Genomic DNA, 26,042 nt, shown 5'->3' with positions numbered 1-26,042 from the left:
GGATAGTCCCTGACGTACGAGCCCTTCCGCCTCCACAACAGGGGCCCAAACGTCAGGGACTATCCCGACGGGGCGGACATGAACCGCGCGACGACGCTGCCCAGCGCGTCACCGGCGTCCTCCTGGAGGAAGTGGCCGGCGTTCGCGATGGTCGGGTGGCCGAGGCCGTGGGCGCCGGGGACGTGGCGCTGCAGGATCGTCTCCATGCCCCCGGTGATCGGGTCGGAGTCGCTGAACGCCGTGAGGAAGGGCCGGTCCCACTCGCCGAGCGCCGCCCACGCCCGCCGGTTGGCGGGAGTGGCCGGGTCGTCGGGTCGGGTCGGCACGAGCGTCGGCATCGCCCGCGGCCCGGCCTTCGACTGCTCGGTGGGGAACGGCGCGTCGTACGCCGCCCGCACCTCGTCGCTCATGCCGCGCGCGCAGCCGGCCGCGACGAGCCTTCCGATGTCGAGCACCTCCGCCTTGGCCACCGCGTCGTGGAACATCCACCAGATCTCCGGCATGTCGAAGTCGCCCGTCGGCAGTCCGGTGTTCGCGGCTACGACGCGCACGAACCGGTCCGGGTGCTCGGCGACCAGCCGCAGCCCGATGAGCCCGCCCCAGTCCTGGCCGACCAGCGTGACCTCGCGCAGGTCGAGGTGGTCGAACGCGAGCGCCCGCACCCACTCGACGTGCCGCGCGAACGTGTGGTCGCCCGTCGCGAGCGGCTTGTCGGACCGTCCGAACCCCACCAGGTCGAGCGCGACGCAGCGCACCCCGGCACCGGTGAGCCCGGCGATCACGTGCCGGTAGAGGAACGACCACGACGGCTCGCCGTGCAGCAGCAGCGCCACGGGGCCTCCGGCGGGCCCGGCGTCGACGTAGGCCATCCGGAGCGTGCCGCCGTCGCCGTCGGCGACCTCGGCGTACGACGGCTGCCAGGGGAAGTCGGGCAGGTCGGCGAACCGCTCGTCGGGGGTGCGGAAGGTCTCCATCAGGCCAGTCTGGCGGGTGCGGCCGCGCACTACGATGACCCGACCATGGACAAGCCGCGCATCTTCCTCGGGTCGTCGGGCAAGCAGCAGCGGCTGCTCAAGTCGCTCACCGGCGGGCTTGCCGCCGTGGCCGAGGTTCGAGCCGTGGACGGGCGTGTTCAACCCCGGGTCGTCCACGCTCGAGACGCTGGTGCGGCTGACCCACGAGGTGGACTTCGCGGCGTTCGTCTTCGCGCAGGACGACTGGACGACCGCGACGCCCGGCGACCCCGGCACCGCCGTGCCCGGCATGGCCTCGCCGCGCGACAACGTCGTCTTCGAGGCGGGGCTGTTCGGCGGGGCGCTCGGCATGCGCCGCACGTTCATCCTGCACGCGAACGGCGCCAAGCTGCCGACCGACCTGCTCGGGCTGACCAACGTGCGCTACGACCCCGACCTGACCCCGCAGGAGCTCAAGAGCGTCAACCAGAAGCTCCGCAAGGCGATCGAGGACGAGGGGCGGCTCGCGCGCATCGAGGGCGACTGGTGGCAGTACTCGCTGAGCGCGCGCAGCGAGGTCGAGCCCTCCGCGGTGAGCCTGCTGCGGATCTCTCGCCACCGCGGAGGCGGCCTCGAGGTCAGCGGTCGCTCGTGGCAGGCCGACGGGACCCTGTCGGCGCGCTACTGGAGCGAGGCCACCCGGGAGCTGACCGACCCGGCAGGGATCTTCTACTTCCACCGCGGCGAGCGGCCCCGGCACGCGGACGCGCCGCGGTTCGAGGGCACCGGCGAGATCAAGCTCGAGTCTCCGAGCCGTGCCGCCGGCGAGTACACGATCCGCCTCGACGACCACGGGCCCGGCGTCCGCACGTCGGGCGTCTACCTGCGCGCCGACCCCGGCGACTGGGCGGTCCTCGACTCCGGCACCTCGGACGAGCGCAGGGCGCTCATCGCCCAGCGCCTGCAGGACTGGGACGGCCACGCGAACTCCTAGGCCGTGTCTCTCAATTGCTGGTGGATGCCGGCGTCGTCCAGGCGCGCGCTGGCAAGGCGCCGGCACGCGCGCAGACTGGGCGTCTCCGAAGTGTCGGCAACGCCGCCAGCGCGTGATCTGGGCGGCGTCCGGCGCCGCCATGAATTGAGAGACACGGCCTAGAGTCGCGCTCGGCGAGCGCCTTCAGGTTCAGCAGCTGGCGGCGCATCATCACGAGGTCGCCCCACGCGAGCGCGTGGCCGCGGAGGCGGGCGGCCGGCCCGCGGGCGGAGACCGCCAGCCGGCACACGATCCGTGAGCCGGCCCCGTCGGGCTCAGCGGCGTAGGTCATGGCGACCGGGCCGAACATCAGCTGCCCGCGGGGCGTGGTGAGCGCCGTCCACCGGTGTCCCTCGTCGAAGGACCGGAGCGTGAAGACCACGGCCATCGTCTGGCCGAGCTCGAGCCGGTCGGCGCCGGGGGTGAGGGTCTGCGGGCTGCGACGGCCGCGGTTGTCGATCCAGTCGTAGCTGTACGGCGCCAGGGCGATCTGGCAGAGCCAGCGCCAGGTCAGGTCGGCCGGCGCGGCCACGGAGATCGCGCGGGTGAGCAGGCGGGCGCCGGGCAGCAGGTCGTCGGCCGGGTAGTGCCGCGCGACCTCGTCGGGCGTCGCGCCCCACACCGTCGGGAGCCGGAGGTCACCTCGAGAGGTCATGCGACCAGTCTGGTGACGGCAGGCCCCGGCGTCGTCCTACCGGGGTCGGAGTCAGGTGCCCTCGGCGAGCTCGCGCGACCGGTCGCGCGCGGACTCCATGGCGGCGAGGAACGCCGCGCGCACCTTGTGGATCTCGAGCTCGCGCAGCGCCGACGCGGTGGTGCCACCGGGGGAGGTGACCTGCTCGCGCAGCACCGTGGGGTGGGTGCCGGTCTCGCGGAGCATCTTGGCCGAGCCGACGAGGGTCTGGATCACCAGCTCGGACGCCGTGGTGCGCGGCAGGCCGAGGTGGACGCCGGCCTCGATCATCGACTCGACGACGAAGAAGATGTAGGCCGGCCCGGAGCCGGAGATGGCCGTGACGGCGTCCTGCTGCCGCTCGGGGATCCGCAGCACCCTGCCGACCGAGGCCATCAGCTCCTCGGCCTCGCGCAGGTGGTCCTCGGAGCAGTGCGAGCCGGGCGAGACCGCGGCCATGCCCTCGTCGACCAGTGCCGGGGTGTTGGGCATGACCCGGACGACCGCGACGCCCTCGGGGACCCGCGACTCGATGTAGGCGGTGGTGATGCCGGCCGCCAGCGACACCAGCAGCTGGCCCGGCCGCAGCGACGGGCCGATCTCGTCGAGCAGGTCGCCCATGTCCTGGGGCTTGACCACGATCGCGACAGTGTCGGCCTTGGCGGCGGCCTCGACGTTGCCGACGACCGCGACGCCGTACCGCTCCTCGAGCTCGCGCGCCCGCTCGGCGCGCTTCTCGCCGACGAGCAGCTGGTCGACGCGGCGCCCGGCACGGACCAGGCCCGACAGCAGGGTCTCGCCCATGACGCCGGCGCCGAGGATCGCGGTCTGCTTCACGTGGTCATCATCCACCACTCACGAGCGGGGCGCCGTCGAGTTCGCCGCCGCCGGACGCCGGCTCACTTCTTCGAGATCAGCGACTTCAGGAAGAACGACAGGTTCTGCGGGCGCTCGGCGAGCCGGCGCATCAGGTAGCCGTACCACTCCTGGCCGTAGGGGATGTAGACCCGGACCCGCTCGCCGGCCTTCACCAGCCGGCGCTGCTCGTCGGGACGGATGCCGAAGAGCATCTGGAACTCGTAGGACCCCTGGTCGCGGCCGTAGCGCGAGGCCAGCGTGGACGCGATCTCGACGAGGCGGGGGTCGTGGGTCGCGATCATGGGGTAGCCCTGCCCGGCAAGCAGCACCTTGAGGCAGCGCACGTAGGACCGGTCGACGTCCAGGTCGGACTGGAAGGCGACCTCCTCCGGCTCGTTGTAGGCGCCCTTGCACAGCCGCACCCGCGAGCCCTCGTAGGCCAGCGCCCGGCAGTCGGCCTCGGTGCGGTGGAGGTAGGCCTGCAGCACGGCCCCGGTCTCGGGGAAGTCCTTGCGCAGCTCGCGCAGGATCGCCAGCGTCGAGTCGGTGGTGGTGTGGTCCTCCATGTCGAGGGTGACGGTGGTGCCGGCGTTGCGCGCGGCGCGGCAGATGGTGCGGGCGTTCTCGAGTGCGATCTTGTGGCCGCCCCCGGCGACGTCGTCGGGCAGCGCCTGGCCGATGGCGGACAGCTTCACCGAGACCTCGGCCATGCGGGTCAGCCCGCGCGCGGAGAGGGCCTCGAGCACCTCGAGGTAGGCCGCCACGGTCGCCTCGGCCTGCTCGGCGTCGAGGGTGTCCTCGCCGAGGAAGTCGAGGGTCACCCGGATGCCCTCGTCGACCAGCCGCGCGGTCGCCTCGACGACGGCGTCGGTCGTCTCGCCCGGGACGTAGCTGCGCACGATCCCCGCCGAGACCGGCATCGTGCTGACCAGGTTCTTGACCAGGTCGCTGCGGCTCAGGAGGAGCAGCGGCCGGCTCATCAACGCCATGCCAGACAGGCTACGACGCCCGCCGGCCCGGGCCGGGGTCCGGCCTACGGCGTACGCCGCCGCAGCGTCGCCGCCCCGAGCGCCAGCGCCGCCAGGGCGAACGCCGCCACGACCAGCACGTCGAGCCAGACCGTGCCGGTGTCGGCATCGCGGGTCAGGTGGTTCATGGCGTCGACGGCGTAGGACAGCGGGAGCACGTCGCTCGCGGCGTGCAGCACCGTGGGCAGCGAGTCGCGGGGCACGAAGAGCCCGCACAGGAGGATCTGCGGGAACACCACCGCCGGCAGGAACTGCACCGCCTGGAACTCCGTCCGCGCGAACGCGCTGACGAAGAGCCCGAGCGCCGAGCCGAGCACGGCGTCGGCGATCGCGACCACGCAGAGCAGCCAGACCGGACCCTCGACGTCCAGCCCGAGCAGCCCGACCGAGACCGTGACCGCGAGCAGCGACTGCACGGCGGCGACGACGCCGAAGGCCACGGCGTAGCCGAGCAGGAAGTCGAGCTTGCCCATCGGCATCGCGAGCAGCCGTTCGAGGGTGCCGCTGGACCGCTCGCGGAGCGTCGTCACGCTGGTCACGAGGAACATCACCGTGAACGGGAACATCGCGATGAGCGCCGGCCCGACGCGGTCGAACGGGTCGCCCAGCGAGTCCTCGAACATCCACCACAGCAGCGAGATCAGCAGGCACGGCACCACGAGCAGCAGCGCGACGGTGCGGGGGTCGCGGCGCAGCTGGGTCAGGACGCGGACGGCGACGGCCCACGTCACGCGAGGAGTCAACGCCTTTCGGGGTCCCCGCGGAAGGCTGCTCCCACCGCGCGGAGCGCGTCCATCCCCAGCGTTTCGTGGGGTGATCACGAGGCGTCCTCGACGAGGGCGAGGAACGCCGACTCGACGTCCGCCGTTCCGGCCTGCCGCTTGATCGCCTCCGGGGTGTCGTGGGCGAGGATCGCGCCCTCGCGCATCAGCAGGAGCTGGTCGCAGCGCTCGGCCTCGTCCATCACGTGGCTCGAGACCAGCACGGCGGCGCCCTCGTCGGCCAGCCGGTGGAACAGCATCCAGAGGTCGCGCCGGAGCACCGGGTCGAGCCCGACGGTCGGCTCGTCGAGCACGAGCAGGTCGGGTGCGCCGAGCAGCGCCACCGCGAGGCTGGCCCGCGACCGCTGGCCACCGCTCAGCCGGCCCACCCGGGCGTCCGCGTGCGACCCGAGGTCGACGGCGTCGATCGCAGCGTCCACCTCGGCGTCGGCGCAGCCGAGGACGCGGGCGAAGAACCGCAGGTTCTCGACGACCGTGAGGTCGTCGTAGACGCTGGGCTCCTGGGTGACGTAGCCGATCCGGCTGCGCAGGCCCGCGCTCCCCGCCCGCTGCCCGAGCACCGTGACCGTGCCGCCCTGGACCTGCTGGACGCCGACGATCGCGCGCAGCAGCGTCGACTTCCCGCAGCCGCTCGGCCCGAGCAGCCCGGTCACCCCGGACCCGATCGTCACGTCGAGCCCGTCGAGCACCGGCCGGTCGCGGACCACGGTCAGCCCGCGCACCTCGACGAGATTATTCACCACGTGATGAATTGTCGCAGGGGCCGGACGGCCGGGCAATGCGGGTCACCCCAGCACGCCGTCCAGGTAGCGCTGCAGCGTGGGGGCGTACGCCGCCACGAGCTGGTCGTGGGAGGCCGAGGCGAGCGGCTCGACCTGCACGACGTAGCGCGCGAGCACGATGCCCATCAGCTGCGAGCCGACCAGCGACATGCGCAGCTCGACGTCCTCGACGCCGAGGGCCGTGCCGATCGGGCCCAGCACGACCCGCATGTACCCGTCGCGGACCAGCGGCTGCCGCTCGGGGTCGAAGACGCTGCGCACCATGGTGAGCAGCGGCAGCCGGGTCGTCTCGTCGTCCCACACCGAGAGGAAGGTCCGCAGGAGCCGCTCCCCGGCGCCGTCGATCCCGCCCTCCGCCACCGGCGCGAACACCTGGCGCGGGTCGATCGGGGCCTGCAGCGCGGCGAGGAAGAGGTCGTCCTTGGTGCCGAAGTAGTGGTGCACGAGGGCGGCGTCGACGCCCGCGGCGGCGGCGACCGCGCGGACCGACGTGCCGGCGTACCCGGCGGACGCGAAGAGGGTGCGCGCCTCCGCCAGGATCGCGGCGCGGGTGTCCGGGGAGCCCGGTCGGCGCCCCCGGCGCGTGGTCGACATGCGCGAGGAGCCTAGGCCGACTGGAAGAAGTGGTCGCGAGCGAAGTCGAGCGACTCGCGCAGGTCCTTCTCCCGCTCCTCGCGCGAGGACGCCTTCCGGGTGTTGATCTCGACGACGATCTCGCCGCGGAAGCCGGTGCGGGCGACGTGGCGCAGGAACTCCCCGGCACCGACGCTGCCCCGGCCCGGCACGAGGTGCTCGTCCTTGGCGGAGCCGCTGCCGTCGGTCAGGTGGATGTGTCGCAGCCGCGGGCCGAGGCGGTCGGCCATCGCGATCGGGTCGTCGGCGGCGATCGAGGCGTGCGAGAGGTCGATCGTGGTGTTGGCGTAGGGCTCGGCGGACGGGTCCCAGCCGGGGAGGTACATCTCCATGCCGCGCTTCGACGAGGCGCGCCAGGGATACATGTTCTCGACCGCGAACGCGATGCCGGTCGACTCCTCGAGGGCGGCGATACCGTTGACGAAGTCGCGGGCGTACTCCTTCTGCCAGCGGAACGGCGGGTGCACGACGACCACCTCGGCGCCCACCGCCTCGGCCATCTCGGCCGACCGCTCGAGCTTGCCCCACGGCTCCGTGCCCCAGACCCGCTGGGTGAACAGCAGGCACGGCGCGTGGATCGCGGAGACCGGCATCTGGTGGTGCTCGGAGAGCTGCTTGACCGCCGAGATCGACTGGCTGAGCCCGTCGATCACCATCACCTCGACGGCGTCGTAGCCCAGGCTGGCGGCGTACCCGAACGCGTGCGCCGACGACTCGGGATAGACCGAGGAGGTGCTCAGACCGATGCGGCTCACGCGAGCACGTGCCCGGTGTCCGAGCAGAGGTCCGGCACGCCCACGCGCATGGCTCCACGGTACCTGCGTAGCCTTGGCCGGGTGCCCGAGGTCGACCTGGTCTTTCCCCGTGCCTACGTCGAGTTCGTCAACCCCGACGACGAGTCGGAGGTGATGCGCTGCGACCTCACGTGGCTCACCTCGAGCTACCAGTGCATCTTCGGCCAGGGCTGCAAGGGCATCTATGCCGACTCCCCCGACGTGGGCTGCTGCGCGCTGGGCGCGCACTTCGCCGACAAGGACGACGAGAACCGCGTGGCGGAGTACGTCGGCATGCTCGACGAGACCCTGTGGCAGTTCCGCCCGGCCAAGGCGAAGGTGAAGAAGCGCGACTGGGTCGACGTCGACGAGGACGGCGAGCGCAAGACGATGGTCGTGGAGTACGCCGGCCAGTCCGCGTGCATCTTCCACAACCGCACCGATTTTCACCTCGGCGCCGGCTGTGCGCTGCACGCGCTCGCCTACGTGCTCGAGAAGAACCCCCTCGAGACCAAGCCCGACGTCTGCTGGCAGCTGCCGATCCGGCGCACGTTCCGGACCGTCAAGCGCCAGGACGGCACCGACTACACCGAGGTCTCGATCGGCGAGTACGACCGCCGTGGCTGGGGACCCGGCGGCCACGACCTCGACTGGTACTGCACCGGCAACACCGAGGCGCACAACGCGCCCGAGCCGCTCTACATCACCAGCGCGGCCGAGCTGACCGAGCTGATGGGCGCCGCGGCGTACGCCGAGCTCGCCCGGCACTGCGAGGCGCACCTGCTGTCGCGCTCGGCGCTGGCGATCCACCCCGCGGACCCGCGGACCTGACGGGGCTCTGACCTGACCCGCCGTCCGACCTTCCTGGGCGCGGTGGCGTCCGGCGCGCTGGCTGCGGAGGGTTTCGACCCGCGGTCGCGGCTTCGCAGGCTCAGCCGCGCGCTCGCTCAACCCCTTCGCGTCGCGCCGCGCTCGTTCCTCGCGCGACCCGGCTCAGGCGCCGGAATCTCGACATCAAGAGACACCGACCCCGCTTTGGTCGAGCGAACCTTCGCCGTTCACAATCTCTGCATGCGTCTCGACCACCTCTCGTTCGCCGCGGGTCCCGACGGGCTGGCCTCGACGGCCGCGCGCATCGGCGCCCTGCTCGGCACGGAGTTCGTCGACGGTGGCGTGCACCCGCGCTTCGGCACCCGCAACATGGTTCTGCCGCTGGCCGACCACACCTACCTCGAGGTGGTCGAGGTCCTCGACCACCCGGCGTCCGACAAGGCGCCGTTCGGCCAGGCGGTCCGCGCGCGGTCGGCGCTCGGCGGCGGCTGGCTCGGCTGGGTCGTGGCGGTCGACGACATCACGGTCGCGGAGCGCCGCCTCGGTCGCGAGGCCGTGGTCGGCAGCCGGCACCGCCCCGACGGCACCGAGCTGCGCTGGAAGCAGATCGGGGTCAACGGCCTGATCGCCGACCCGCAGCTGCCGTTCTTCATCCAGTGGGACGTGCCCGGTGAGCTGCACCCGAGCTTCGGTGCCGACGAGAGCTTCTCGCTGGCCTGCCTCGAGATCGCCGGCGACTCCCAGCGTGTCAGCGAGTGGCTCGGCGAGACGGTCGAGGCGCCGCTCGAGGACGTGAAGGTCGAGTGGGCGGCCCCCAACGGCATGCCCGGCATCATCGCCGTCCAGGTGCAGACCCCGCACGGCCTGGTCCGGATCTGACGCTCCCCGAGGGCACCCGCCCCAGCCCCAACATCTGGCACCACCCGGCGACCTACGAGGTCGAGAACCGCGCCTGCGACCCCGGCGGTCGGCTCTGGGAGGCGATGAGGTCGCTGGCGGGCGAGGCCGGCTGGGCCGGCCGCGACGTGCTCGACGTCGGCTGCGGCACGGGCTTCCACCTCCCGCGGTTCGCCTCCGAGGCGGCGACCGTGACCGGGGTGGACCCGCACCCCGACCTGGTCGCGCTCGCGCGGCGCCGGACCCGCGCGCTACCGAACGTCACCGTCCACCACGGCACCGCGCAGGACCTGCCCCTCCCCGATGCCTCCGTCGACGTCGTCCACGCGCGGTGGGCCTACTTCTTCGGTCCCGGCTGCGAGCCCGGTCTCGCCGAGCTCGACCGCGTCGTACGCCGCGGCGGCGTGGCCCTGGTCGTCGACAACGACCCGACCCGGTCGACGTTCGGCGGCTGGTTCCGGCGCGGCTACCCGGACGTGCCCGACGCGGACACGGTCGAGCGGTTCTGGTCGACGCACGGCTGGACGCGCACCCCGGTCGACATGGGCTGGCGGTTCTCCTCGCGCGCCGACCTCGAGTCGGTCGTGCGCATCGAGTTCGACGGCGCCACGGCCGAGGCGATCCTCGCCGAGCACGAGGGTCTCGAGGTCGACTACGCGGTCAACCTGTGGTCGCGGGAGTTCTGACCGCCCGTCGCGACCTCGTTGCTCGCGCGGCCTCCGCTAGCTCGACCCACGGACCACGAGGGTGGGCGTGAGCAGCACGCCGGGGGTGACGACCGGGGGCGTGTGGAGCAGTCCTTCGAGGGCCTTCACGACCTCGATGGCGACCTCCTCGAGCGGCAGCCGCACCGAGGTCAGGCCGGGCGGCACGGTCTGGGCGACCTGGGAGTCGTCGAAGCCGGTCACGGCGACGTCCTGGCCGGCGCGCAGACCGCGCTCGGCCAGCGTGTGGAGCACGCCCATCGCGAGGGTGTCGGAGGCGCAGACGAACGCCGAGGGCTGCGCCTCGTCGAGCAGGACGGCGCTCGCCTCCTTGCCGGAGGCGACGGTGTCCTCGACGCGCGAGGCGAGCCCGGCCGTGGGGATGTCGCGCGAGCGCATCGCGCGCGACCAGCCGGCGCGACGGTCCTCGCCGAGCAGGGAGTCCTTGCGCCAGCCGATCCAGGCGATGCGGTGGTGGCCGCGCTCGATCAGGTGGGAGGTCGCCATGTCGGCGCCGGCCGCGCCGTCGACGTCGACCCACGGGTGCCGCGCGGCGTCGTCGTTCCAGGGCCGGCCGAAGGCCACGAACGGCGCGCGCCGCTGGTGCAGCCACGCCGCCTGCGGGTTGCCGAGGTAGGTGTCGGTGACGACGAACGCGTCGACCGCGGTGGAGCGCAGCAGGTCGTCGTAGGCCGGCAGCTCGTCCTCGGCCTTGCCGGTGCGGGTGCCGGAGAAGAGCAGCACGTGGTAGCCGGCCTCGCGCGAGGAGTCGACGAGCGAGTGGACGAAGCGGTCCATCGCGGCGTTGGCCGTGCCCTCCTCGGCCGCCTTGATCGGCAGGCCGATGAGGTGGCTCGCGCGGGTGCGCAGGTTGCGGGCGGCGCGGTTGGGCAGGTAGCCGAGCTCGGCGATCGCCTGCTGCACCCGGCGGAGGGTGTCCTCGCGGAGCAGGTCGGGGTTGTTGACGGCGTTGGAGACGGTCTGGCGCGAGACTCCGGCGCGCTCGGCGACGTCGGCCAGCGTGGGCGGGTTCACCGGCGGACGGCTCATCGTGTGCGGCACCGCCCCTCCCCCCACTGCTCGACTGAATGACCGGGATCCGTGCGCTCTGGATCGTTCCAAGTGAGGATATCGCGAGGCTCACCCGCAAGGGTGCGGTCCCGCAGGATGCCGCCGCGGAGCGGCTCCCGGGCGCTGTCGGCGGGGCCGCCTAGGTTGCTCCCGTGCCCAAGACCACGACGCGTCCCGCCTACCGCTGCACCGAGTGCGGGTGGGAGACCGCCAAGTGGGTCGGCCGCTGCGGCGAGTGCCAGGCCTGGGGCTCGGTCGCCGAGGCGTCCGCCCCCACCTCGCGCGCCTCGGCCGGACCCGTGACCGTGCCGGCCGTCCCCATCGGCACCGTCTCGGTCGAGGAGTCGACGTCCCAGACCTCCGGCGTGCCCGAGCTCGACCGCGTCCTCGGCGGCGGGCTGGTGCCGGGCGCGGCGATCCTGCTGGCCGGCGAGCCCGGCGTCGGCAAGAGCACGCTGCTGCTCGAGGTCGCGGCGCAGACCGCGCGGGTCCGGCGTCGGGTCCTCTACGTCACCGGCGAGGAGTCCGCCTCCCAGGTCCGCCTCCGCGCCGACCGCACCAACGGCGTCCACGACGAGCTCTACCTCGCCGCCGAGACCGACCTCGGGGCGGTGCTCACCCACATCGAGGAGGTCCGGCCGACGCTGCTGGTCGTCGACTCGGTCCAGACGATCGGCGCCTCGGGGCTCGATGGCGTCCCCGGCGGCGTCACCCAGGTCAAGGAGGTCGCGGCCGCGCTGATCCGCGTCGCCAAGACCCGCAACATCACCACCGTCCTCGTCGGCCACGTCACCAAGGACGGCGCGATCGCCGGGCCGCGCGTGCTCGAGCACCTCGTCGACGTGGTGCTCCACTTCGAGGGCGACCGCAACTCGCGGTTCCGCATGGTCCGCGCCATGAAGAACCGCTTCGGACCGGTCGACGAGGTCGGCTGCTTCGACCTCGGGCCCGAGGGCATCACCGCGGTCACCGACCCCACCGGCCTGTTCGTCGAGCACCAGACCGGCCGGGTCGCCGGCACCTGCGTGGCCGTGACGATGGAGGGGCGCCGGCCGCTGCTCGCCGAGGTCCAGGCGCTGGTCACGCCGTCGCCGCTGGAGCGCCCGCGACGCACGACGTCGGGGCTCGACTCCGCGCGCATCGCGATGGTGCTCGCGGTGCTCCAGCAGCACTGCCACATCCGGCTGCACTCCCACGACGTCTTCGCCTCCACGGTCGGCGGCGCGCGCCTGCACGAGCCCGCCAGCGACCTCGCGGTCGCCGTCGCGATCGGCTCGGCCACCCTCGGGGTCGCCCCACCGTCCGGCGTGGTGGCGATGGGCGAGATCGGCCTCGCGGGCGAGCTGCGTCGGGTGCGCGACCTGCCCCAGCGGCTCGCCGAGGCCGCCCGGCTCGGATTCCGGGTCGCGGTCGTCCCGACCGACCGCAGCAAGACCGGCCCGCGCTCGCCGGAGTCGTGGGTCGTCGACGGCATGCGCGTGCTCGACGTCCCCGACGTCGCCTCGGCGCTGCGACTGCTCCAGCTCACCCAGGAGGGCGGGCGCGCTCCCCTGCGCGCCGCCGACGACGACTACCGCTAGGACGTGCTGGTCAGCTGTGCGTCAGGTCGGCCCGGCCGTAGTCGTCCTCGAGGCGCACGATGTCGTCCTCGCCGGTGTAGGAGCCGCGCTGCACCTCGATGATCACCAGCTGCTCGTCGCCCTCATTGGCGATGCGGTGCGCCTGCCCGACCTCGACGTCGACGGTCGCGCCGGGCTTCAGCACCACCGTCGCGTCGTCGACGGTGCAGGTCGCGACGCCCGTGACCACCACCCAGTGCTCAGAGCGGAGCTCGTGGCGCTGGTAGGACAGCCGGCACCCGGGGTCGACCACGATCCGCTTGACCTTCCAGCCGTCACCCTCGTCGAGGACGTGCCAGGAGCCCCAGGGGCGGGTCTCGGAGGTGGTCACGGCCGAAATCCTAACCAGTGCGTCAGCACGCCAAGCCCGGAACTCGACAAGCGGTCGCTCGCGCCGGACGTCGTCGGCCCCCGGACGCCTTAGGCTGCACCCGGAGCCCACGAGGAGGTGCGCCATGGCAGAACGGTCCGACGAGGTGCTGCGCCTGCGCGCGACCCTCCAGGCGATCGCGCCCGGCACGTCGCTGCGTGACGGCCTCGAGCGGATCCTGCGCGGACGCACCGGCGCCCTCATCGTGCTCGGCAACGACCGCACCGTCGACTCGATCGCCACGGGCGGCTTCGACCTCGACGTGCCCTTCACCGCGACCGGGCTGCGCGAGCTGGCCAAGATGGACGGCGCGATCATCGTCGACCGCGACATCACCCGGATCCTCAAGGCCGCCGTGCACCTGATGCCCGACCACACGATCCCCTCGGAGGAGACCGGCACCCGCCACCGCACCGCCGACCGGGTCGCCCGCCAGACCGGGTTCCCGGTCATCTCGGTCTCGCAGTCGATGCAGATCATCGCGGCGTACGTCGCGGAGACCCGCCACGTGCTCGAGGACGGCGGCCAGATCCTCGCGCGCGCCAACCAGGCGCTGGCGACTCTGGAGCGCTACAAGCTGCGGCTCGACGAGGTCTCCAGCACGCTCTCCGCGCTCGAGATCGAGGACCTCGTCACGGTCCGCGACGTCGCGGTCGTCGCGCAGCGGCTGGAGATGGTCACCCGGATCGCGCGCGAGATCGAGGACTACGTGCTCGAGCTCGGCACCGACGGCCGGCTGCTCGCCCTCCAGCTCGAGGAGCTCATCACCGGCGTCGACGTCGAGCGCGAGCTGGTGATCCGCGACTACGTCCCGGGCGGTCGGCGCGGCAAGCGGCCCGAGGTCCTGCTCCAGCGCCTGGAAGCCCTGACCGCCACCGAGCTGGTCGACCCCGCGTCGGCCGCCCGCGTGCTCGGCCTCGGCAGCGTCGAGCACCTCGACGGTGCGGTGGCCCCGCGCGGCTACCGGCTGCTCGCGAAGGTGCCGCGCCTCCCGGGGGCGGTGGTCGACCGGCTCGTCGACCACTTCGGCACCCTCCAGAAGCTGCTGTCGGCGGGCGTGGAGGACCTCCAGGTGGTCGAGGGCGTCGGCGAGCTGCGCGCCCGCAGCGTCCGCGAGGGTCTCTCGCGCCTGGCCGAGTCGACGATCCTCGAACGCTACGTCTGACTGGGGCGGCGGCTGCTACCGGCCGTTGTTGCCCTTGTTGTCGTGCTTGCCGCCCTTCGGGTCGGCCGTCGCGGTGACCGTGGGCGGCGCCGGGGCCAGCAGCTCGAACTGGACGTCGGTCGGCTCGCCGCCGAGGGCCGTCGCCTTCACGTGGTAGTAGCCGGGCAGCGCCCACGCCGTCCGGTCGGAGCAGTCCTCGTCGGAGCGGCGCGAGTTCCACACCACCGGCACCTGCGTCACCGAGGCGAGGCGCACGACGACGTCCTGGGGGACGATGGCGTCGGGACACTGCTCGCTGCGCCAGATCTGGTCGCGGCCCGAGACGATGTGCATGGTCACCGTCTCCGGGGAGACGTGCCAGGTGCAGGCGGCGGTCGTCCTGGTCTGCAGGTTGAGCAGCACCGTGATGTCGGAGCCGCCGATCGGCGTGGGGATCGTCGGCGTGATGAAGACGTCGTCGTCGGCGCACGGCCCGGTCGGGTCGGGCAGCGTCGGGGTCGGCGTGGGGGTGGGGGTCGGCGGGGGCGTCTGGTCGCCCTTGCCGCCGTGCCCCTTGCCACCGTGACCTTTGCCGCCGTGGCCCTTGCCTCCGCGACCCTTCCCGCCCTTCTTCGTGGGCTCGTCGGCGGGGACGGTCGCGGTCGGGCTGGTCAGCGTCGCGGCACCCACCTGCTCGGCCTTGTCGTCGTCCGACGAGCCGTCGCTCCCGTGGTTCAGCACCTTGCCGACGCCGAGGAAGACCACCAGCGCCACGCTGAGCACCGCGAGCCGGCGACGCCAGTAGACCCCCGGGGGCAGGGGACCACGCGTGCTCGCAGCCATGCCCGGCACGGTAGGGCGCGAGCCCGGCCGGGTGGGGTACCCACGCCGCACGGGTTAGCGTCTGGTCCGATGCACCCCCTCCACCGGCCGGTCCTGCAGTGGTACGCCGACCACGCCCGCGACCTGCCGTGGCGCCGCCCGGAGGCCTCGGCCTGGTCGGTCCTCGTCTCCGAGCTGATGCTGCAGCAGACGCCGGTCGCGCGGGTGCTCCCGGTGCACGACGCCTGGATGGAGCGCTGGCCGACGCCGGCGGCGCTCGCCGCGGAACCGGCCGGCGAGGCCGTGCGGGCGTGGGGCCGGCTCGGCTACCCGCGCCGGGCGCTGCGGCTGCACGCGGCCGCCGTCGCCATCGTGGAGCGCCACGGCGGCGAGGTCCCCGACTCCTACGACGACCTCCTGACCCTGCCGGGCGTCGGCGACTACACGGCCGCCGCGGTCGCGTCGTTCGCGTTCGGGCGTCGCCACGTCGTCCTCGACACCAACGTGCGCCGGGTGCTGGCGCGGGTGGTCGCCGGCGTGGAGCTCCCCGGCAGCTCGGTGACCCGGGCCGAGCGCGACCTGGCCGCCTCGCTGCTCCCCGACGACGACGCCACAGCCGCCACCTGGGCCGTGGCGGTCATGGAGCTCGGCGCGCTCGCGTGCACGGCCGCCCGGCCGCGCTGCGCGGACTGCCCGGTGGCGCACCTCTGCGCGTGGCGGGCGGCCGGCCACCCGGCGTACGCCGGCCCGCCCCGGCGCACGCAGGCCTGGGCCGGCACCGACCGCCAGTGCCGCGGGCGGCTGATGGCGGTCCTCCGCGAGGCCGACGGACCGGTGCACGCGAGCGTGCTCGAGGCCGCCTGGCCCCACGACGACGCCCAGCGGTCGCGGTGCCTCGAGACGCTGGTGTCCGACGGTCTCGCCGCGCGGACGGGGCCGTCCTGGGGCCTGCCGGCCTGACCCGGCACAATGGGGGCGATTCGACCGCGCGAACGTCGGTCCGCAGCTACCGTGCTACGAGCCCCCTCGATCTGAAAGTCCTCCCCTTCATGCCCCACCTCCGCTGGCCGACGCTCGTCTCCGGCCTGGCAGCACTGGCCCTGCTCGCGACCGCCGGCAACGGCGCCGCGGCCGAGCCCCACCACCCTCGCGGCCACGACGGGCGCGCCGAGCTGCCCACCTACCTCGCCCGGGACGCCCAGGGAGTGGTGACCTCGCCGCAGGCCAGCGGCAGCTTCCAGGGAGCCGACGGGCTGCTCTACGAGTACGCACCGATGGTCGTGGGCGGCTGGGACGGCCAGGTCTTCTACGGCCCCGACTTCGACACGGCCTGCGCCGATGGCGCCAGGTTCAAGCAGGGCCTGCGGCGTCTGGCCAAGCTGGCCAAGCTCATCGAGAGCACCGGCCGCCGGGTCGTGCTCACCGTCGCCCCCAACAAGACCTCGATCTACGACGACCAGATCGACTGGGTCGGCCTGCCGCACGGTGCGTGCACGCGACTGGGCCTCGAGCGCCAGGACGACCTGCTGGACGACTACGGCAACCGCAACTACCTCCCGCTGCGCAGGGCGCTCTCGAAGGACCCGCGCGAGACCTACTGGAAGACCGACACCCACTGGACGTCGGTCGGGTCGTCGATCTTCGCCGAGCGCCTCGCCGCCAGGCTCGACAAGAAGCTCGCGGGCCGGCAGCGCTACGCCCTGACCCAGGCGGAGTTCCAGGGCGACCTCTTCTCGCTGCTCGGCATCCCGCAGCCGGAGACGGCCCAGGCGGTGGTCCCCACCAACAACGTGTCGGTCCGCATCGGGCCGCCCGACCCCAACGTCGAGCTGCAGCAGACCTGGACCTCGTCGCCGCGCAAGAAGACGCTGCGCGGCAAGACGGTGCTGATCGGCGACTCCTACAGCTTCGTGGGGCTCAGCACGCTGCGGCCGCTGTTCCACAAGGGCCACTTCGTCTGGATCACCCAGGAGAATCTCGACTACATCGCCCAGAGCCTCGTGGCCTCCGACACGGTCGTCATCGAGGTGGTGCAGCGCTTCGTCTCGAGCAGCCTGCTGGGCACCAAGGCGTTCCGCGCCCAGGTACGCCGCACCCTGCGCTGACGACCGCAGGCCGGCCGGGCGGATGCCCGGGCGACACGTCCTCGCCCGACCGGGCGAGGATGTCGCACACCGCCCGTGCCTGAAGTAGTTTGCGCAGCGTCCGTTCTCGCGAAGGTTCCCCCATGTCGCTGCGTCTCCGCGCCCTGATCGCCGCCCTGTGCTGTGGCGTGCTCGTGCCGCTGCTCGTCCTGGACGGCGCGCACGCCGACCCGCGGCCCGACGTCCCGAAGGGTGCGCACGAGACGTCGACAGCGATCCCGGACCCCGACTACCGGCTCACCCGCAGCCCGCGGAGCGGCCAGGTCCTCGGCCTCGACGGCAACAGCTACCCGCTCGCCCCGATCGTCGTCAAGGGCCGCAAGGGCATGCTGTTCTACGGACCCGACTTCGACATGGCCTGCCACTACGGCACCAAGCTGCGCAAGGGCCTCAAGCACCTGGCCCAGCTCGCCCAGGTGATCCGCAAGTCCGGACGCCGCGTGGTGTTCACGGTGGCACCCAACAAGTCGATGGTGGAGAACAGGTACATCCGGCGCGAGACGCTCCCACACGGCGCCTGCGACACGGTCGGGCTCCAGCAGCAGGCCAAGGTCCTCGACCACTACTCCGACCGGCGCTACCTGCCGCTGCGCAAGCTCCTCGTCCGCAGCCCGGTCCAGGCCTACTGGAAGACCGACCCCCACTGGACGACGGTGGGCGGCTCGGTCTACAGCGGACAGCTCGCCGCGGCGCTCGACCCGCGGGTCGCCGCCGCCCAGCGGCTGGTCGCGACCACCCAGACGATCCTCGGCATCTTCAGCGAGTCGATGGCCAGCGACGCGACCGAGACGGCGCCCGCGGTCGAGCCCGGCCGGGGCGTCAAGGTCCGCACCGCACCGGGCAGCACCGAGTGGAGCGGCCTCCCGCAGCTCGTCACCGACCACGAGTGGATCTCCACTCCGGCCCGCAAGACCATCAAGGGCAGGACGCTCCTGATCGGCGACTCGTTCACGCAGTACGCCCTCGGCACGATCCGGCCGATCTTCCGCCACGGCCACTTCATGTGGATCGGCCACTTCACGCGGCCCGACCTGCTGGCGGCCCTCGGCTCCTCGCGCACCGTGGTCATCGAGGTCGCGCAGTTCCTGGTCCAGCGCAGCGAGATGGGTTCGAAGGACCTGCGGCGCGAAGTCCGCCGATACCTGCGCCACCACCCCCTGAAGAGCAGCTGACCCCCGCCGGATCGGCGGGGGCCAGCAGCAGCGGCTGTGACGTCAGTCGTGGTCGGGTGACTTCGGCACGTCCACCGGGCCCGGCTCACCCTCGGCCGGGTCGCCGAGGGCCTCGCCCACGCCGGCCGGCTCGAACGGCGGCAGGTCGGGCAGCTCGCCGACCTTCTGGCCGGAGAACGTGAAGCTCGCCGTCGGGCCCTCGCCCTCCACGTCGACCAGCACGATCTGACCGGGGCCGACCTCGCCGTAGAGCATCTTCTCGGCGAGGATGTCCTCGATCTCGCGCTGGACCGTGCGACGCAGCGGGCGGGCGCCCAGCACCGGGTCGAACCCGCGCTCGGCCAGGAGGTTCTTGGCCGCCTGGGTGAGCTCGATGCGCATGTCGCGGTCACGCATCCGCAGCTCGACCGATGCGATCATGTTGTCGACCATGTGGACGATCTGCTCCTGCGTCAGCGGCGGGAACACGATGATCTCGTCGACGCGGTTGAGGAACTCGGGACGGAAGTGCTGCTTGAGCTCGTCCTGGACCTTGTTCTTCATCCGCTCGTAGGAGCCCGCCGAGTCGCCGCTCTGGTTGAACCCGAGGTGGACGCCCTTGGCGATGTCCTTGGTGCCGAGGTTGGTGGTCATGATGATCACGGTGTTCTTGAAGTCGACCACCCGGCCCTGCGAGTCGGTCAGGCGACCTTCCTCGAGGATCTGCAGCAGGCTGTTGAAGATGTCGGGGTGCGCCTTCTCGACCTCGTCGAACAGGACGACCGAGAACGGCTTGCGTCGCACCTTCTCGGTGAGCTGGCCGCCCTCCTCGTAGCCGACGTAGCCCGGAGGCGACCCGAACAGCCGCGAGACCGTGTGCTTCTCGCCGTACTCGCTCATGTCGAGCTGGATCAGCGCGTCCTCGTCGCCGAACAGGAACTCGGCCAGCGACTTCGAGAGCCACGTCTTGCCGACGCCCGAGGGGCCGGCGAAGATGAACGACCCGCCGGGGCGCTTGGGGTCCTTGAGGCCCGCCCGCGTGCGCCGGATCGCCCGGGAGAGCGCCCTGACGGCCTCCTCCTGGCCGATGACCCGCTTGTGCAGCTCGTCCTCCATCTTGAGCAGCCGGGTCGACTCCTCCTCGGAGAGCTTGACGATCGGGATGCCGGTGGCCACGGCGAGGACCTCGGCGATGAGCTCTTCGTCGACCTCGGCGACCTCGTCCATGTCGCCCGCGCGCCACTGCTTCTCGCGCTCGGACTTCTTGAGGATCAGCTGCTTCTCCTCGTCGCGCAGGCGCGCCGCGGCCTCGAAGTCCTGTCCGTCGATCGCCGCCTCCTTGCGCTGGCGGACGTCGCCGATCTTGTCGTCGTACTCGCGCAGGTCGGCCGGCGCGGTCATCCGGCGGATGCGGAGCCGCGAGCCGGCCTCGTCGATCAGGTCGATGGCCTTGTCGGGAAGGAACCGGTCGGAGATGTAGCGGTCGGCCAGCGTCGCCGCCGAGACCAGCGCCTCGTCGGTGATCGTGACGCGGTGGTGGGCCTCGTAGCGGTCGCGCAGGCCCTTGAGCATCTCGATCGTGTGCGCGATCGAGGGCTCGGCGACCTGGATCGGCTGGAAGCGGCGCTCCAGCGCGGCGTCCTTCTCGAGGTACTTGCGGTACTCGTCGAGGGTGGTGGCGCCGATGGTCTGCAGCTCGCCCCTGGCCAGCATCGGCTTGAGGATGCTGGCGGCGTCGATCGCGCCCTCGGCCGCACCGGCGCCGACGAGGGTGTGGATCTCGTCGATGAACAGCACGATGTCTCCGCGGGTGCGGATCTCCTTGAGGACCTTCTTGAGCCGCTCCTCGAAGTCACCGCGGTAGCGCGAGCCGGCGACCAGCGCACCGAGGTCGAGGGTGTAGATCTGCTTGTCCTTGAGCGTCTCGGGCACGTTGCCCTTGACGATGTCCTGGGCCAGCCCCTCGACGATCGTGGTCTTGCCGACGCCGGGCTCGCCGATGAGGACAGGGTTGTTCTTCGTGCGGCGCGACAGGATCTGCATGACCCGCTCGATCTCCTGCTCGCGCCCGATCACCGGGTCGAGCTTGCCCTCGCGGGCGTCCTGGGTCAGGTTGCGCCCGAACTGGTCGAGCACCAGCGACGACGACGGCGCGTCGCCGCCACCGGCGGCCGCGGCCGCCGAGGCCGTCGACTCCTTGCCCTGGAAGCCGGAGAGCAGCTGGATGACCTGCTGGCGGACCCGGTTGAGGTCGGCGCCGAGCTTCTGCAGCACCTGGGCCGCGACGCCCTCGCCCTCGCGGATCAGGCCGAGCAGGATGTGCTCGGTGCCGATGTAGGAGTGGCCGAGCTGCAGCGCCTCGCGCAGCGAGAGCTCGAGGACCTTCTTGGCACGCGGCGTGAAGGGGATGTGGCCGGACGGGGCCTGCTGGCCCTGGCCGATGATCTCCTCGACCTGGGCGCGGACGGCCTCGAGGGAGATGTCGAGGCTCTCGAGCGCCTTCGCGGCCACACCCTCGCCCTCGTGGATGAGGCCGAGCAGGATGTGCTCGGTCCCGATGTAGTTGTGGGAGAGCATGCGGGCCTCTTCCTGGGCCAGCACGACCACCCGACGGGCTCGGTCCGTGAACCGCTCGAACATGCGTGTCTCCTCGAAAGCGTGTGTGGGGTCGCTCGGGACAACCCCGCTGCCAGCCTACGCGTTCCCGGCAGGCACACGAGAGGATCCGCTATCAGCGAACAAGCGCGGCGACGGCGTTCTCCCGTCGGGGCGCGACCGCGATGACGTACCCTCACATGGCCCGTTCGGGCCTCCTTCCCCCGCTCCCACCCACTCGAGGACTGCATCGTGTCGAGGCCGCTCCCTTCGCTGGCCGCGCTGCTCACCGCGGTGACGCTGGCGCTCGGCGTGGTCGGCGTGGTCGGCGTCGAGGCGACCGGAGCGCCGGCCGCCCCTCGCGACCCCGGGCGGGCGCACGCGCCCGTGCTCGACCACCGGTCCGGGGTGGGCCCGGCGACCGTCGCCCGCGCCCAGGGTCCCTATGGCCGGCTCGTCAGTGGTCGCGGTGCGGCGTACCTCCCGGCACCGATGAGCGTGGAGGGCCGCGACGGCTACCTCTTCTACGGCGAGGACTTCGACTCCGCCTGCCTCGACGGCGAGCAGTTCGACCTGGGGCTGCGCAGGATGCGGGCGTTCGCGCGGATGCTGCGCGCCGCCGGCAAGCGCGTCCTCTTCTCGGTGGCGCCCAACAAGTCCGGAGTCCTGCCCGGCGAGCTCGCCGGTCTCCCCCACGGCTCGTGCGACCGGTCAGGGCTGCGCCACCAGGCAGCCGCCCTCGACGCCTTCAGAGACGCCGATTTCATCGCGATGCGGGCCCGGCTGGCGCGCATGGCCGCCCGTGGGGTCCAGCTCTACTGGCACATGGACACGCACTGGACCACGGTCGCCAGCACCCGCTACGCGTTCCAGGTCGCGCGTCGGCTCGACCTCCGGCTGGCCAAGCGACAGCGGTACGCGCCCGCGCGCCGCACGATCCTCCCCGACCTCATGCAGCTGCAGGGCATCTACGACGTGAGGGAGACCGCCCCGGCCCGACGCACGACGACCCGGGTGCGGGTCGCCGAGGGGCCGTCAGGCGCCGAGGACCCGGCCGCTCCGGGCTGGGCCGACCAGTCGTGGGAGTCGCGGCCGGCGGCGCGGACCTGGCGGGGCAGGTCACTGCTGGTCGGCGACTCGTTCACGTTCACGGCGCTGGAGAGCCTGCGGCCGCTGTTCAGGCACGGCCGGTTCCTGTGGATCGGGCTGGCCAGCCTCGACGAGATCGCCGCAGCGATGGCCGAGGCGGACACCGTGGTGCTGGAGGTCGTCCAGCGCTACGTCGGGCGGAGCGTCCTGTTGCAGCCGTCCTTCCGGAAGACGCTGCAGCAGGCGCTCGCCGAGCGCTCCTGACGAGCGGCCCGTCGTCGCTCAGTGAGCGGCGTCGAAGGCCTCGCGGACCGACGCGGGGATGCGGCCCCGCTCGGGGACGTCGTGCCCGTTGGAGCGGGCCCAGTCGCGGATCTCCTTGGCGCTGTGGCCGCCGTTGCTGGAGGCCGCGGACGAGCGCCGGCCGCGGCGGCCGGCGGTCACCTTGCGGGCGTGGCCGACGTAGGTCGCCATCGCGTCGCGCAGTGCGGAGGCGTTCTTGTCGTTCAGGTCGATCTCGTAGGACGTGCCGTCGAGGGCGAACGAAACGGTCTGGGTGGCGTCACTGCCGTCGAGGTCGTCCTCGAGGACGATGTGCACCTTCTGCGCCATGGAATGCGGCCTCCGGTTCGGGAAATAGGAATGTGCGGGCGTCGCGAATTGCGTCGACGCGAAAAGGACATTGCAAATGCCGGAGCAATGATGACACACAAAGAACGTCGCCCTGAATTGCGCCGCCTTTTATCAAGCAGCGCTTGACGTCAATCGGCGAAACGCAATTCTCGCCACTTCTTCAAATGCGCGTCGAATGCGTCGCCGCGGATATCAGCGGCCGCGGCGCGGCAGCCGGCGCGCCAGCTTGTCGACGAGGCCCGGCTCGGGCGCAGCCTGCTGCTCGCGCAGCTCGGCGATCGTCGAGGTGGCGGCCTTCAGCTCGCTGCGCAGCCTCGCCACCTTCTGGCGCTGCTTGTCCTTGTCGCGGTCGACCTTGACGCGGAGCTGCTCCAGACGGCGCTCGGCCAGCGCCTGGCTGGCCTGGGCGTGCTCCAGCAGCGCCTCGAGGGTCGAGATGCGGTCCTCGAGGGTGTCGGTGCGGTGCCAGCTGGCCTGCTGCTCGACCCACTCGGGACGATCGCCCTCGGCGACGATCTCGCCGGGAAGGTCCTCGACGGTCGCGTCGGCACCCCGGGGGATCCGACGCAGGCGCACCCGGAACTCGATCTCGTCGCGCGGTGTCGGCACGATCGCGTCGACGAACCACTCCGACCGCCCGCTCAACCGCAGCTCGCGGAGCTGGCGCAGGAGGCTGTCGGGGGTGAACAGCCAGACGTGGCTGTCGACGTACTCCCCCGCCAGCGTGCGCTCGAGCTGCTCCTCCGCGATCGCGGCCCCGAACCGCGGGCCGTCGAAGAACGGTCGCTCGCCGCGCCACAGGTTGCCGTGGTTGTAGTCGACCGTGCCGGCGTAGTGGTCGTAGACCGCGCGCGTCGAGGGACGGGTGTCGCCGTCGAGGTGCGCCTGGACCATCTGGCCGACCGTGGTCAGCGGCCGGTAGGCGTCGAAGGTGAAGCGCCGGTCGGGGACGGCCAGCACCACCCGCCCGTCGTCGGCGACGAGCTCGGCCAGCTCGGCCAGCCACCCGATGAGGTCGGGGACGTGCTCCACGACGTGCGAGGCCATCACCCAGTCGAACGGCGCACCCTCGCGCGCCGCCTCCACCATCGTGACGGTGCGGCCGTCCGGCTGGATCAGGACGTAGTCGACCTCGACGATGTCCTCGACGACCACGTCGGGGTCCATCTCGGTGTACCACTCGACGAGACCGGCCCGGTCGCGGACGTCGAGGTAGCGCACGTCCGCCTCGTCGCGGCGGACCAGGGCGCGGTGCAGCGGCCCGATCTCCAGCCCGCGACCCTGGCCGAAATCGCCCAGCTCCCAGTAGAGAGGACGCCGGCGCTCGACCTCCGCCGTCTGGTCGGGCGGGCCGCCCGGCGCCGCGTCGGCCGTCTCGACCCCCGGCTCGACCTCCGGCTCGACGCCGGGCGCCTCGACCTGGCCCGGGGTCTCCGGAGCGTCGGTCATCAGACCCGGCTGTCGAGAACCGAGTCGATGAAGGTGCACAGGCGGCGCACGCCCTCCTCGACCATGACCTGCGGGTGCCAGTCGAGTGCCGCCTCGGCCGCCGAGATGTCGCAGCTGGCAGCGCGGACGTCACCGTTGCGGAACATCCCGTTGACCTGCGGGGCGGGCGCGCCGTAGTTCTCGGCGATCAGCTCGGCGAGCCGCATGATGCTCGTGCCCTCGCCCGAGCCGATGTCGTAGGCGTGCCGGTTGGCACCGGAGTGCAGGACGCCCTGCACGATCGCCCGGGCGACGTCGTCGATGTAGACGAAGTCGCGGATGATCTGGCCGTCCTCGTAGACCGGGATGACCTCGCCGGCCTTCGCGCGCTGGGCGAAGAACGAGACGATGCCGGTGTAGGGGTTGCTCAGCGACTGGCCGGGGCCATAGACGTTCTGGAGCCGGTAGAGCACGGGCGTCACGTTGAGCGCCAGGCACCAGGACGTGAGCACGTTCTCCTGGGCCAGTTTGGTGGAGCCGTAGACGCTGGTCGGCGTCGGCGTCACGCGGGAGGACTCGAACGGCGTGGGCGTGAGCCCCGGGAAGTCCCACTGGCCGGCCTCGAGCATGGCGTCGCTGCGCTGGCCGGGGTAGGTCAGGCTGCCGTCCGCCGCGGCCCAGGCCCCCTCGCCGTAGACCGCGCGCGACGAGGTCAGCACGACCTTCTCCGGCAGCGCGTCGTGACGGACGAGCGCATCGAGCATCTCGGTGGTGCCCACGACGTTGACCAGGGCGTGCCGGGTGGCCTCGGTGAGCGACTGCGCGGTGCCGGTCTCCGCGGCGAGGTGGACCACCACGGTCGGCTTCACATCGGCCAGCAGCGCGTCCCAGTCGGCGGCGGAGGTGACGTCGCCGACGACCAGCTCGACCCGCTCGTCGAGCGCGGCGGGCCGCTCCGGCGACTCGTGCACCTGCGGGTGCATGTTGTCGAGCGCCACCACGCGGTCGAAGTGCTCGGGCAGGACCGAGGACAGGGCGCAGCCGATGAAGCCGGCCCCGCCCGTCACCAGGCAGGTCGTCACGTGGGCCTCCTCAGGACTTCGGCGGGAGGGCGAGGTAGCGCTCGGTCATGACGAACAGAACCACGTCGGGGTGCTCCGCGGCCAGGACCTGCGCCAGGGGGGTCGGCTTGACCGTGGGGAGGTTGCCGATCTCGTGGGCATACTGGACCGTCGTGCCGAACGACCAGCTCCACAGCGGCGAGAGTGCGCTGCCGGTCGAGTCGCGCAGCGCCAGCAGCTTGAGCGGCGACTGCGCGCCGGTGGTCGACGTGCGGATCGGGAGGTCGGTCATGTCGACCGAGTCGTCGGGCCGGAACGGCACCGTGGCGCCGTCGGGGATGTGGGTGACGGTGTAGGACGGGTGCGCCCCCGTGTAGACGGGGTAGGTGCGCCGCGGCTTGCCGTCGGCCACGCCGTCGGCCGCGAACTCGTTGGAGTTGGCCTCGATGCCGACGCCGCTGATCGGGGGAACGGTGACCGCGCCCAGGGCCGGGTCGTTGGCCCGCAGGCACTTGGTGATCGCCTTCCAGGCCACGTAGCCGCCGTAGCGGGTCCAGTGGCTGTTGAGCGGCTCGTAGGTGTCGTGCTTCTTGGCGGCCTTCTGCAGGGCCTTGCGCGTGTCGATCCAGGGCAGCTCGGGGTGGTCCTTCATGAGCTTCTCGAGCGAGGTGGTGCCACGCAGCCGCTGCGCCCAGGTCGGCAGCTTCTGGGGGTAGATGTCCCAGTTGGCCGGCATGACGACGACGTAGTACTTGCCGCCGGCCTTCTTGACCGCCTTGGCCTGCTTCTTGAACAGGTTGGCCCAGGACCGCTCCTGCTTGGGCGTCTGCGTGACCCGGCCGAGCGCCTGGGAGAAGTTCTGCGCCTGGTAGTCGGTGAAGAACAGCCAGCCGTTCTTGCCGCGGACGTAGCCGGGCTTCTCCTTCGCGAGCGCCCTGGCGTAGGTCTTCTCGCTCTTCGCGGCCCGG

26 protein-coding genes are annotated in these 26,042 nt (G+C 72.2%); 10 read left to right on the top strand and 16 right to left on the bottom strand.

The window, feature by feature from the left end; all coding sequences use genetic code 11:
* Window positions 1-59 precede the first annotated feature (59 nt).
* Window positions 60-974 carry a haloalkane dehalogenase gene (locus tag G514_RS0100465; protein ID WP_028650164.1) on the bottom strand — a complete coding sequence of 305 codons (915 nt, stop codon included), beginning with the start codon at window positions 972-974 and terminating at the stop codon, window positions 60-62.
* A 154-nt stretch (window positions 975-1,128) separates the two neighbouring features.
* On the opposite strand from G514_RS0100465, the gene G514_RS0100460 reads away from it, so the two are divergent.
* Complete coding sequence (locus G514_RS0100460; protein WP_028650163.1) at window positions 1,129-1,947, top strand: TIR domain-containing protein; 819 nt, start codon at window positions 1,129-1,131, stop codon at window positions 1,945-1,947.
* A gap of 10 nt (window positions 1,948-1,957) precedes the next feature.
* Here G514_RS0100460 and G514_RS23980 read toward each other — a convergent pair whose 3' ends face one another.
* From G514_RS23980 to G514_RS0100425, 7 genes are all read right to left on the bottom strand, one after another.
* Window positions 1,958-2,641, bottom strand: coding sequence for an SRPBCC family protein (locus G514_RS23980; protein ID WP_051246330.1), 684 nt, complete (start codon window positions 2,639-2,641; stop codon window positions 1,958-1,960).
* Window positions 2,642-2,692: 51 nt separating this feature from the next.
* A complete protein-coding gene (gene proC, locus G514_RS0100450) occupies window positions 2,693-3,496 on the bottom strand; it encodes a pyrroline-5-carboxylate reductase (RefSeq protein WP_028650162.1) in 804 nt (267 codons plus the stop codon).
* 62 nt (window positions 3,497-3,558) lie between these two features.
* Window positions 3,559-4,506, bottom strand: coding sequence for a proline dehydrogenase family protein (locus G514_RS0100445; RefSeq protein ID WP_245582055.1), 948 nt, complete (start codon window positions 4,504-4,506; stop codon window positions 3,559-3,561).
* A gap of 44 nt (window positions 4,507-4,550) precedes the next feature.
* Window positions 4,551-5,276, bottom strand: coding sequence for an ABC transporter permease (locus G514_RS0100440; RefSeq protein WP_245582054.1), 726 nt, complete (start codon window positions 5,274-5,276; stop codon window positions 4,551-4,553).
* An 86-nt stretch (window positions 5,277-5,362) separates the two neighbouring features.
* Entirely contained in the window at window positions 5,363-6,070 is a 708-nt protein-coding gene (locus G514_RS0100435) for an ABC transporter ATP-binding protein (RefSeq protein WP_036563156.1), read from the bottom strand.
* A 42-nt stretch (window positions 6,071-6,112) separates the two neighbouring features.
* The gene (locus G514_RS0100430) at window positions 6,113-6,703 is read right to left on the bottom strand and encodes a TetR/AcrR family transcriptional regulator (protein ID WP_028650158.1); all 591 of its coding nucleotides are present in this window, start codon (window positions 6,701-6,703) and stop codon (window positions 6,113-6,115) included.
* 11 nt (window positions 6,704-6,714) lie between these two features.
* Window positions 6,715-7,497: a sugar phosphate isomerase/epimerase family protein gene (locus G514_RS0100425; protein WP_028650157.1), complete on the bottom strand. Its 783-nt coding sequence runs from the start codon at window positions 7,495-7,497 to the stop codon at window positions 6,715-6,717.
* Between the two features lie 81 nt (window positions 7,498-7,578).
* On the opposite strand from G514_RS0100425, the gene G514_RS0100420 reads away from it, so the two are divergent.
* The 3 genes from G514_RS0100420 to G514_RS0100410 all read left to right on the top strand — a co-directional run bounded on the left by G514_RS0100420 (window position 7,579) and on the right by G514_RS0100410 (window position 9,929).
* Complete coding sequence (locus tag G514_RS0100420) at window positions 7,579-8,346, top strand: DUF3109 family protein (protein WP_028650156.1); 768 nt, start codon at window positions 7,579-7,581, stop codon at window positions 8,344-8,346.
* Window positions 8,347-8,586: 240 nt separating this feature from the next.
* On the top strand, window positions 8,587-9,225 hold the full coding sequence (locus G514_RS0100415) for a VOC family protein (protein ID WP_028650155.1): 639 nt from the start codon (window positions 8,587-8,589) through the stop codon (window positions 9,223-9,225).
* Between the two features lie 104 nt (window positions 9,226-9,329).
* Window positions 9,330-9,929, top strand: a complete 600-nt coding sequence (locus G514_RS0100410) for a methyltransferase domain-containing protein (protein ID WP_157544521.1) — start codon at window positions 9,330-9,332, stop codon at window positions 9,927-9,929.
* A 36-nt stretch (window positions 9,930-9,965) separates the two neighbouring features.
* Here the strand turns inward: G514_RS0100410 and G514_RS0100405 are convergent, their stop codons facing one another.
* Window positions 9,966-10,982: a LacI family DNA-binding transcriptional regulator gene (locus G514_RS0100405; protein WP_245582053.1), complete on the bottom strand. Its 1,017-nt coding sequence runs from the start codon at window positions 10,980-10,982 to the stop codon at window positions 9,966-9,968.
* A 188-nt stretch (window positions 10,983-11,170) separates the two neighbouring features.
* Between G514_RS0100405 and radA the strand changes: the two genes are divergently transcribed.
* Entirely contained in the window at window positions 11,171-12,598 is a 1,428-nt protein-coding gene (radA, locus tag G514_RS23975) for a DNA repair protein RadA (protein WP_051246328.1), read from the top strand.
* Between the two features lie 10 nt (window positions 12,599-12,608).
* Here the strand turns inward: radA and G514_RS0100395 are convergent, their stop codons facing one another.
* The gene (locus G514_RS0100395) at window positions 12,609-12,968 is read right to left on the bottom strand and encodes a phosphomannose isomerase type II C-terminal cupin domain (RefSeq protein WP_245582052.1); all 360 of its coding nucleotides are present in this window, start codon (window positions 12,966-12,968) and stop codon (window positions 12,609-12,611) included.
* A 124-nt stretch (window positions 12,969-13,092) separates the two neighbouring features.
* On the opposite strand from G514_RS0100395, the gene disA reads away from it, so the two are divergent.
* Window positions 13,093-14,172 carry a DNA integrity scanning diadenylate cyclase DisA gene (disA, locus tag G514_RS0100390; RefSeq protein ID WP_028650151.1) on the top strand — a complete coding sequence of 360 codons (1,080 nt, stop codon included), beginning with the start codon at window positions 13,093-13,095 and terminating at the stop codon, window positions 14,170-14,172.
* 15 nt (window positions 14,173-14,187) lie between these two features.
* On the opposite strand, the gene G514_RS0100385 is transcribed toward disA, so the two are convergent.
* Window positions 14,188-14,994, bottom strand: coding sequence for a hypothetical protein (locus tag G514_RS0100385; protein WP_028650150.1), 807 nt, complete (start codon window positions 14,992-14,994; stop codon window positions 14,188-14,190).
* A 69-nt stretch (window positions 14,995-15,063) separates the two neighbouring features.
* Between G514_RS0100385 and G514_RS23970 the strand changes: the two genes are divergently transcribed.
* The 3 genes from G514_RS23970 to G514_RS0100370 all read left to right on the top strand — a co-directional run bounded on the left by G514_RS23970 (window position 15,064) and on the right by G514_RS0100370 (window position 18,289).
* Window positions 15,064-15,933 carry an HhH-GPD family protein gene (locus G514_RS23970; RefSeq protein ID WP_036563155.1) on the top strand — a complete coding sequence of 290 codons (870 nt, stop codon included), beginning with the start codon at window positions 15,064-15,066 and terminating at the stop codon, window positions 15,931-15,933.
* 89 nt (window positions 15,934-16,022) lie between these two features.
* Window positions 16,023-17,078: an alginate O-acetyltransferase AlgX-related protein gene (locus tag G514_RS0100375; RefSeq protein ID WP_028650149.1), complete on the top strand. Its 1,056-nt coding sequence runs from the start codon at window positions 16,023-16,025 to the stop codon at window positions 17,076-17,078.
* A 122-nt stretch (window positions 17,079-17,200) separates the two neighbouring features.
* On the top strand, window positions 17,201-18,289 hold the full coding sequence (locus G514_RS0100370) for an alginate O-acetyltransferase AlgX-related protein (RefSeq protein WP_028650148.1): 1,089 nt from the start codon (window positions 17,201-17,203) through the stop codon (window positions 18,287-18,289).
* 42 nt (window positions 18,290-18,331) lie between these two features.
* Here G514_RS0100370 and G514_RS23965 read toward each other — a convergent pair whose 3' ends face one another.
* A complete protein-coding gene (locus G514_RS23965; RefSeq protein WP_036563154.1) occupies window positions 18,332-20,908 on the bottom strand; it encodes an ATP-dependent Clp protease ATP-binding subunit in 2,577 nt (858 codons plus the stop codon).
* Between the two features lie 207 nt (window positions 20,909-21,115).
* Here G514_RS23965 and G514_RS0100355 point away from each other — a divergent pair, with 207 nt between their 5' ends.
* Window positions 21,116-22,216 carry an alginate O-acetyltransferase AlgX-related protein gene (locus G514_RS0100355; RefSeq protein ID WP_028650147.1) on the top strand — a complete coding sequence of 367 codons (1,101 nt, stop codon included), beginning with the start codon at window positions 21,116-21,118 and terminating at the stop codon, window positions 22,214-22,216.
* 18 nt (window positions 22,217-22,234) lie between these two features.
* Here G514_RS0100355 and G514_RS0100350 read toward each other — a convergent pair whose 3' ends face one another.
* The 4 genes from G514_RS0100350 to G514_RS0100335 form a co-directional block, all read right to left on the bottom strand.
* Window positions 22,235-22,564: a histone-like nucleoid-structuring protein Lsr2 gene (locus G514_RS0100350; RefSeq protein ID WP_028650146.1), complete on the bottom strand. Its 330-nt coding sequence runs from the start codon at window positions 22,562-22,564 to the stop codon at window positions 22,235-22,237.
* A gap of 213 nt (window positions 22,565-22,777) precedes the next feature.
* Window positions 22,778-24,034, bottom strand: coding sequence for a methyltransferase domain-containing protein (locus G514_RS28780; protein ID WP_051246326.1), 1,257 nt, complete (start codon window positions 24,032-24,034; stop codon window positions 22,778-22,780).
* Window positions 24,034-25,095 (bottom strand): NAD-dependent epimerase/dehydratase family protein, encoded by a 1,062-nt coding sequence (locus G514_RS0100340; protein WP_028650145.1) that lies wholly within the window; start codon window positions 25,093-25,095, stop codon window positions 24,034-24,036. The genes G514_RS28780 and G514_RS0100340 overlap by 1 nt, the downstream gene beginning before the upstream one ends.
* Window positions 25,096-25,105: 10 nt before the next feature.
* The coding region (locus G514_RS0100335; RefSeq protein WP_211222004.1) for an alginate O-acetyltransferase AlgX-related protein at window positions 25,106-26,042 on the bottom strand (937 nt) is incomplete at its 5' end.

Origin of the sequence: Nocardioides halotolerans DSM 19273, assembly GCF_000422805.1 — a bacterium.
Classification (GTDB): Bacteria; Actinomycetota; Actinomycetes; order Propionibacteriales; family Nocardioidaceae; genus Nocardioides; species Nocardioides halotolerans.
Note: the sequence above shows the minus strand (reverse complement) of the source record. Positions and strands in the feature narration are given on the sequence as shown.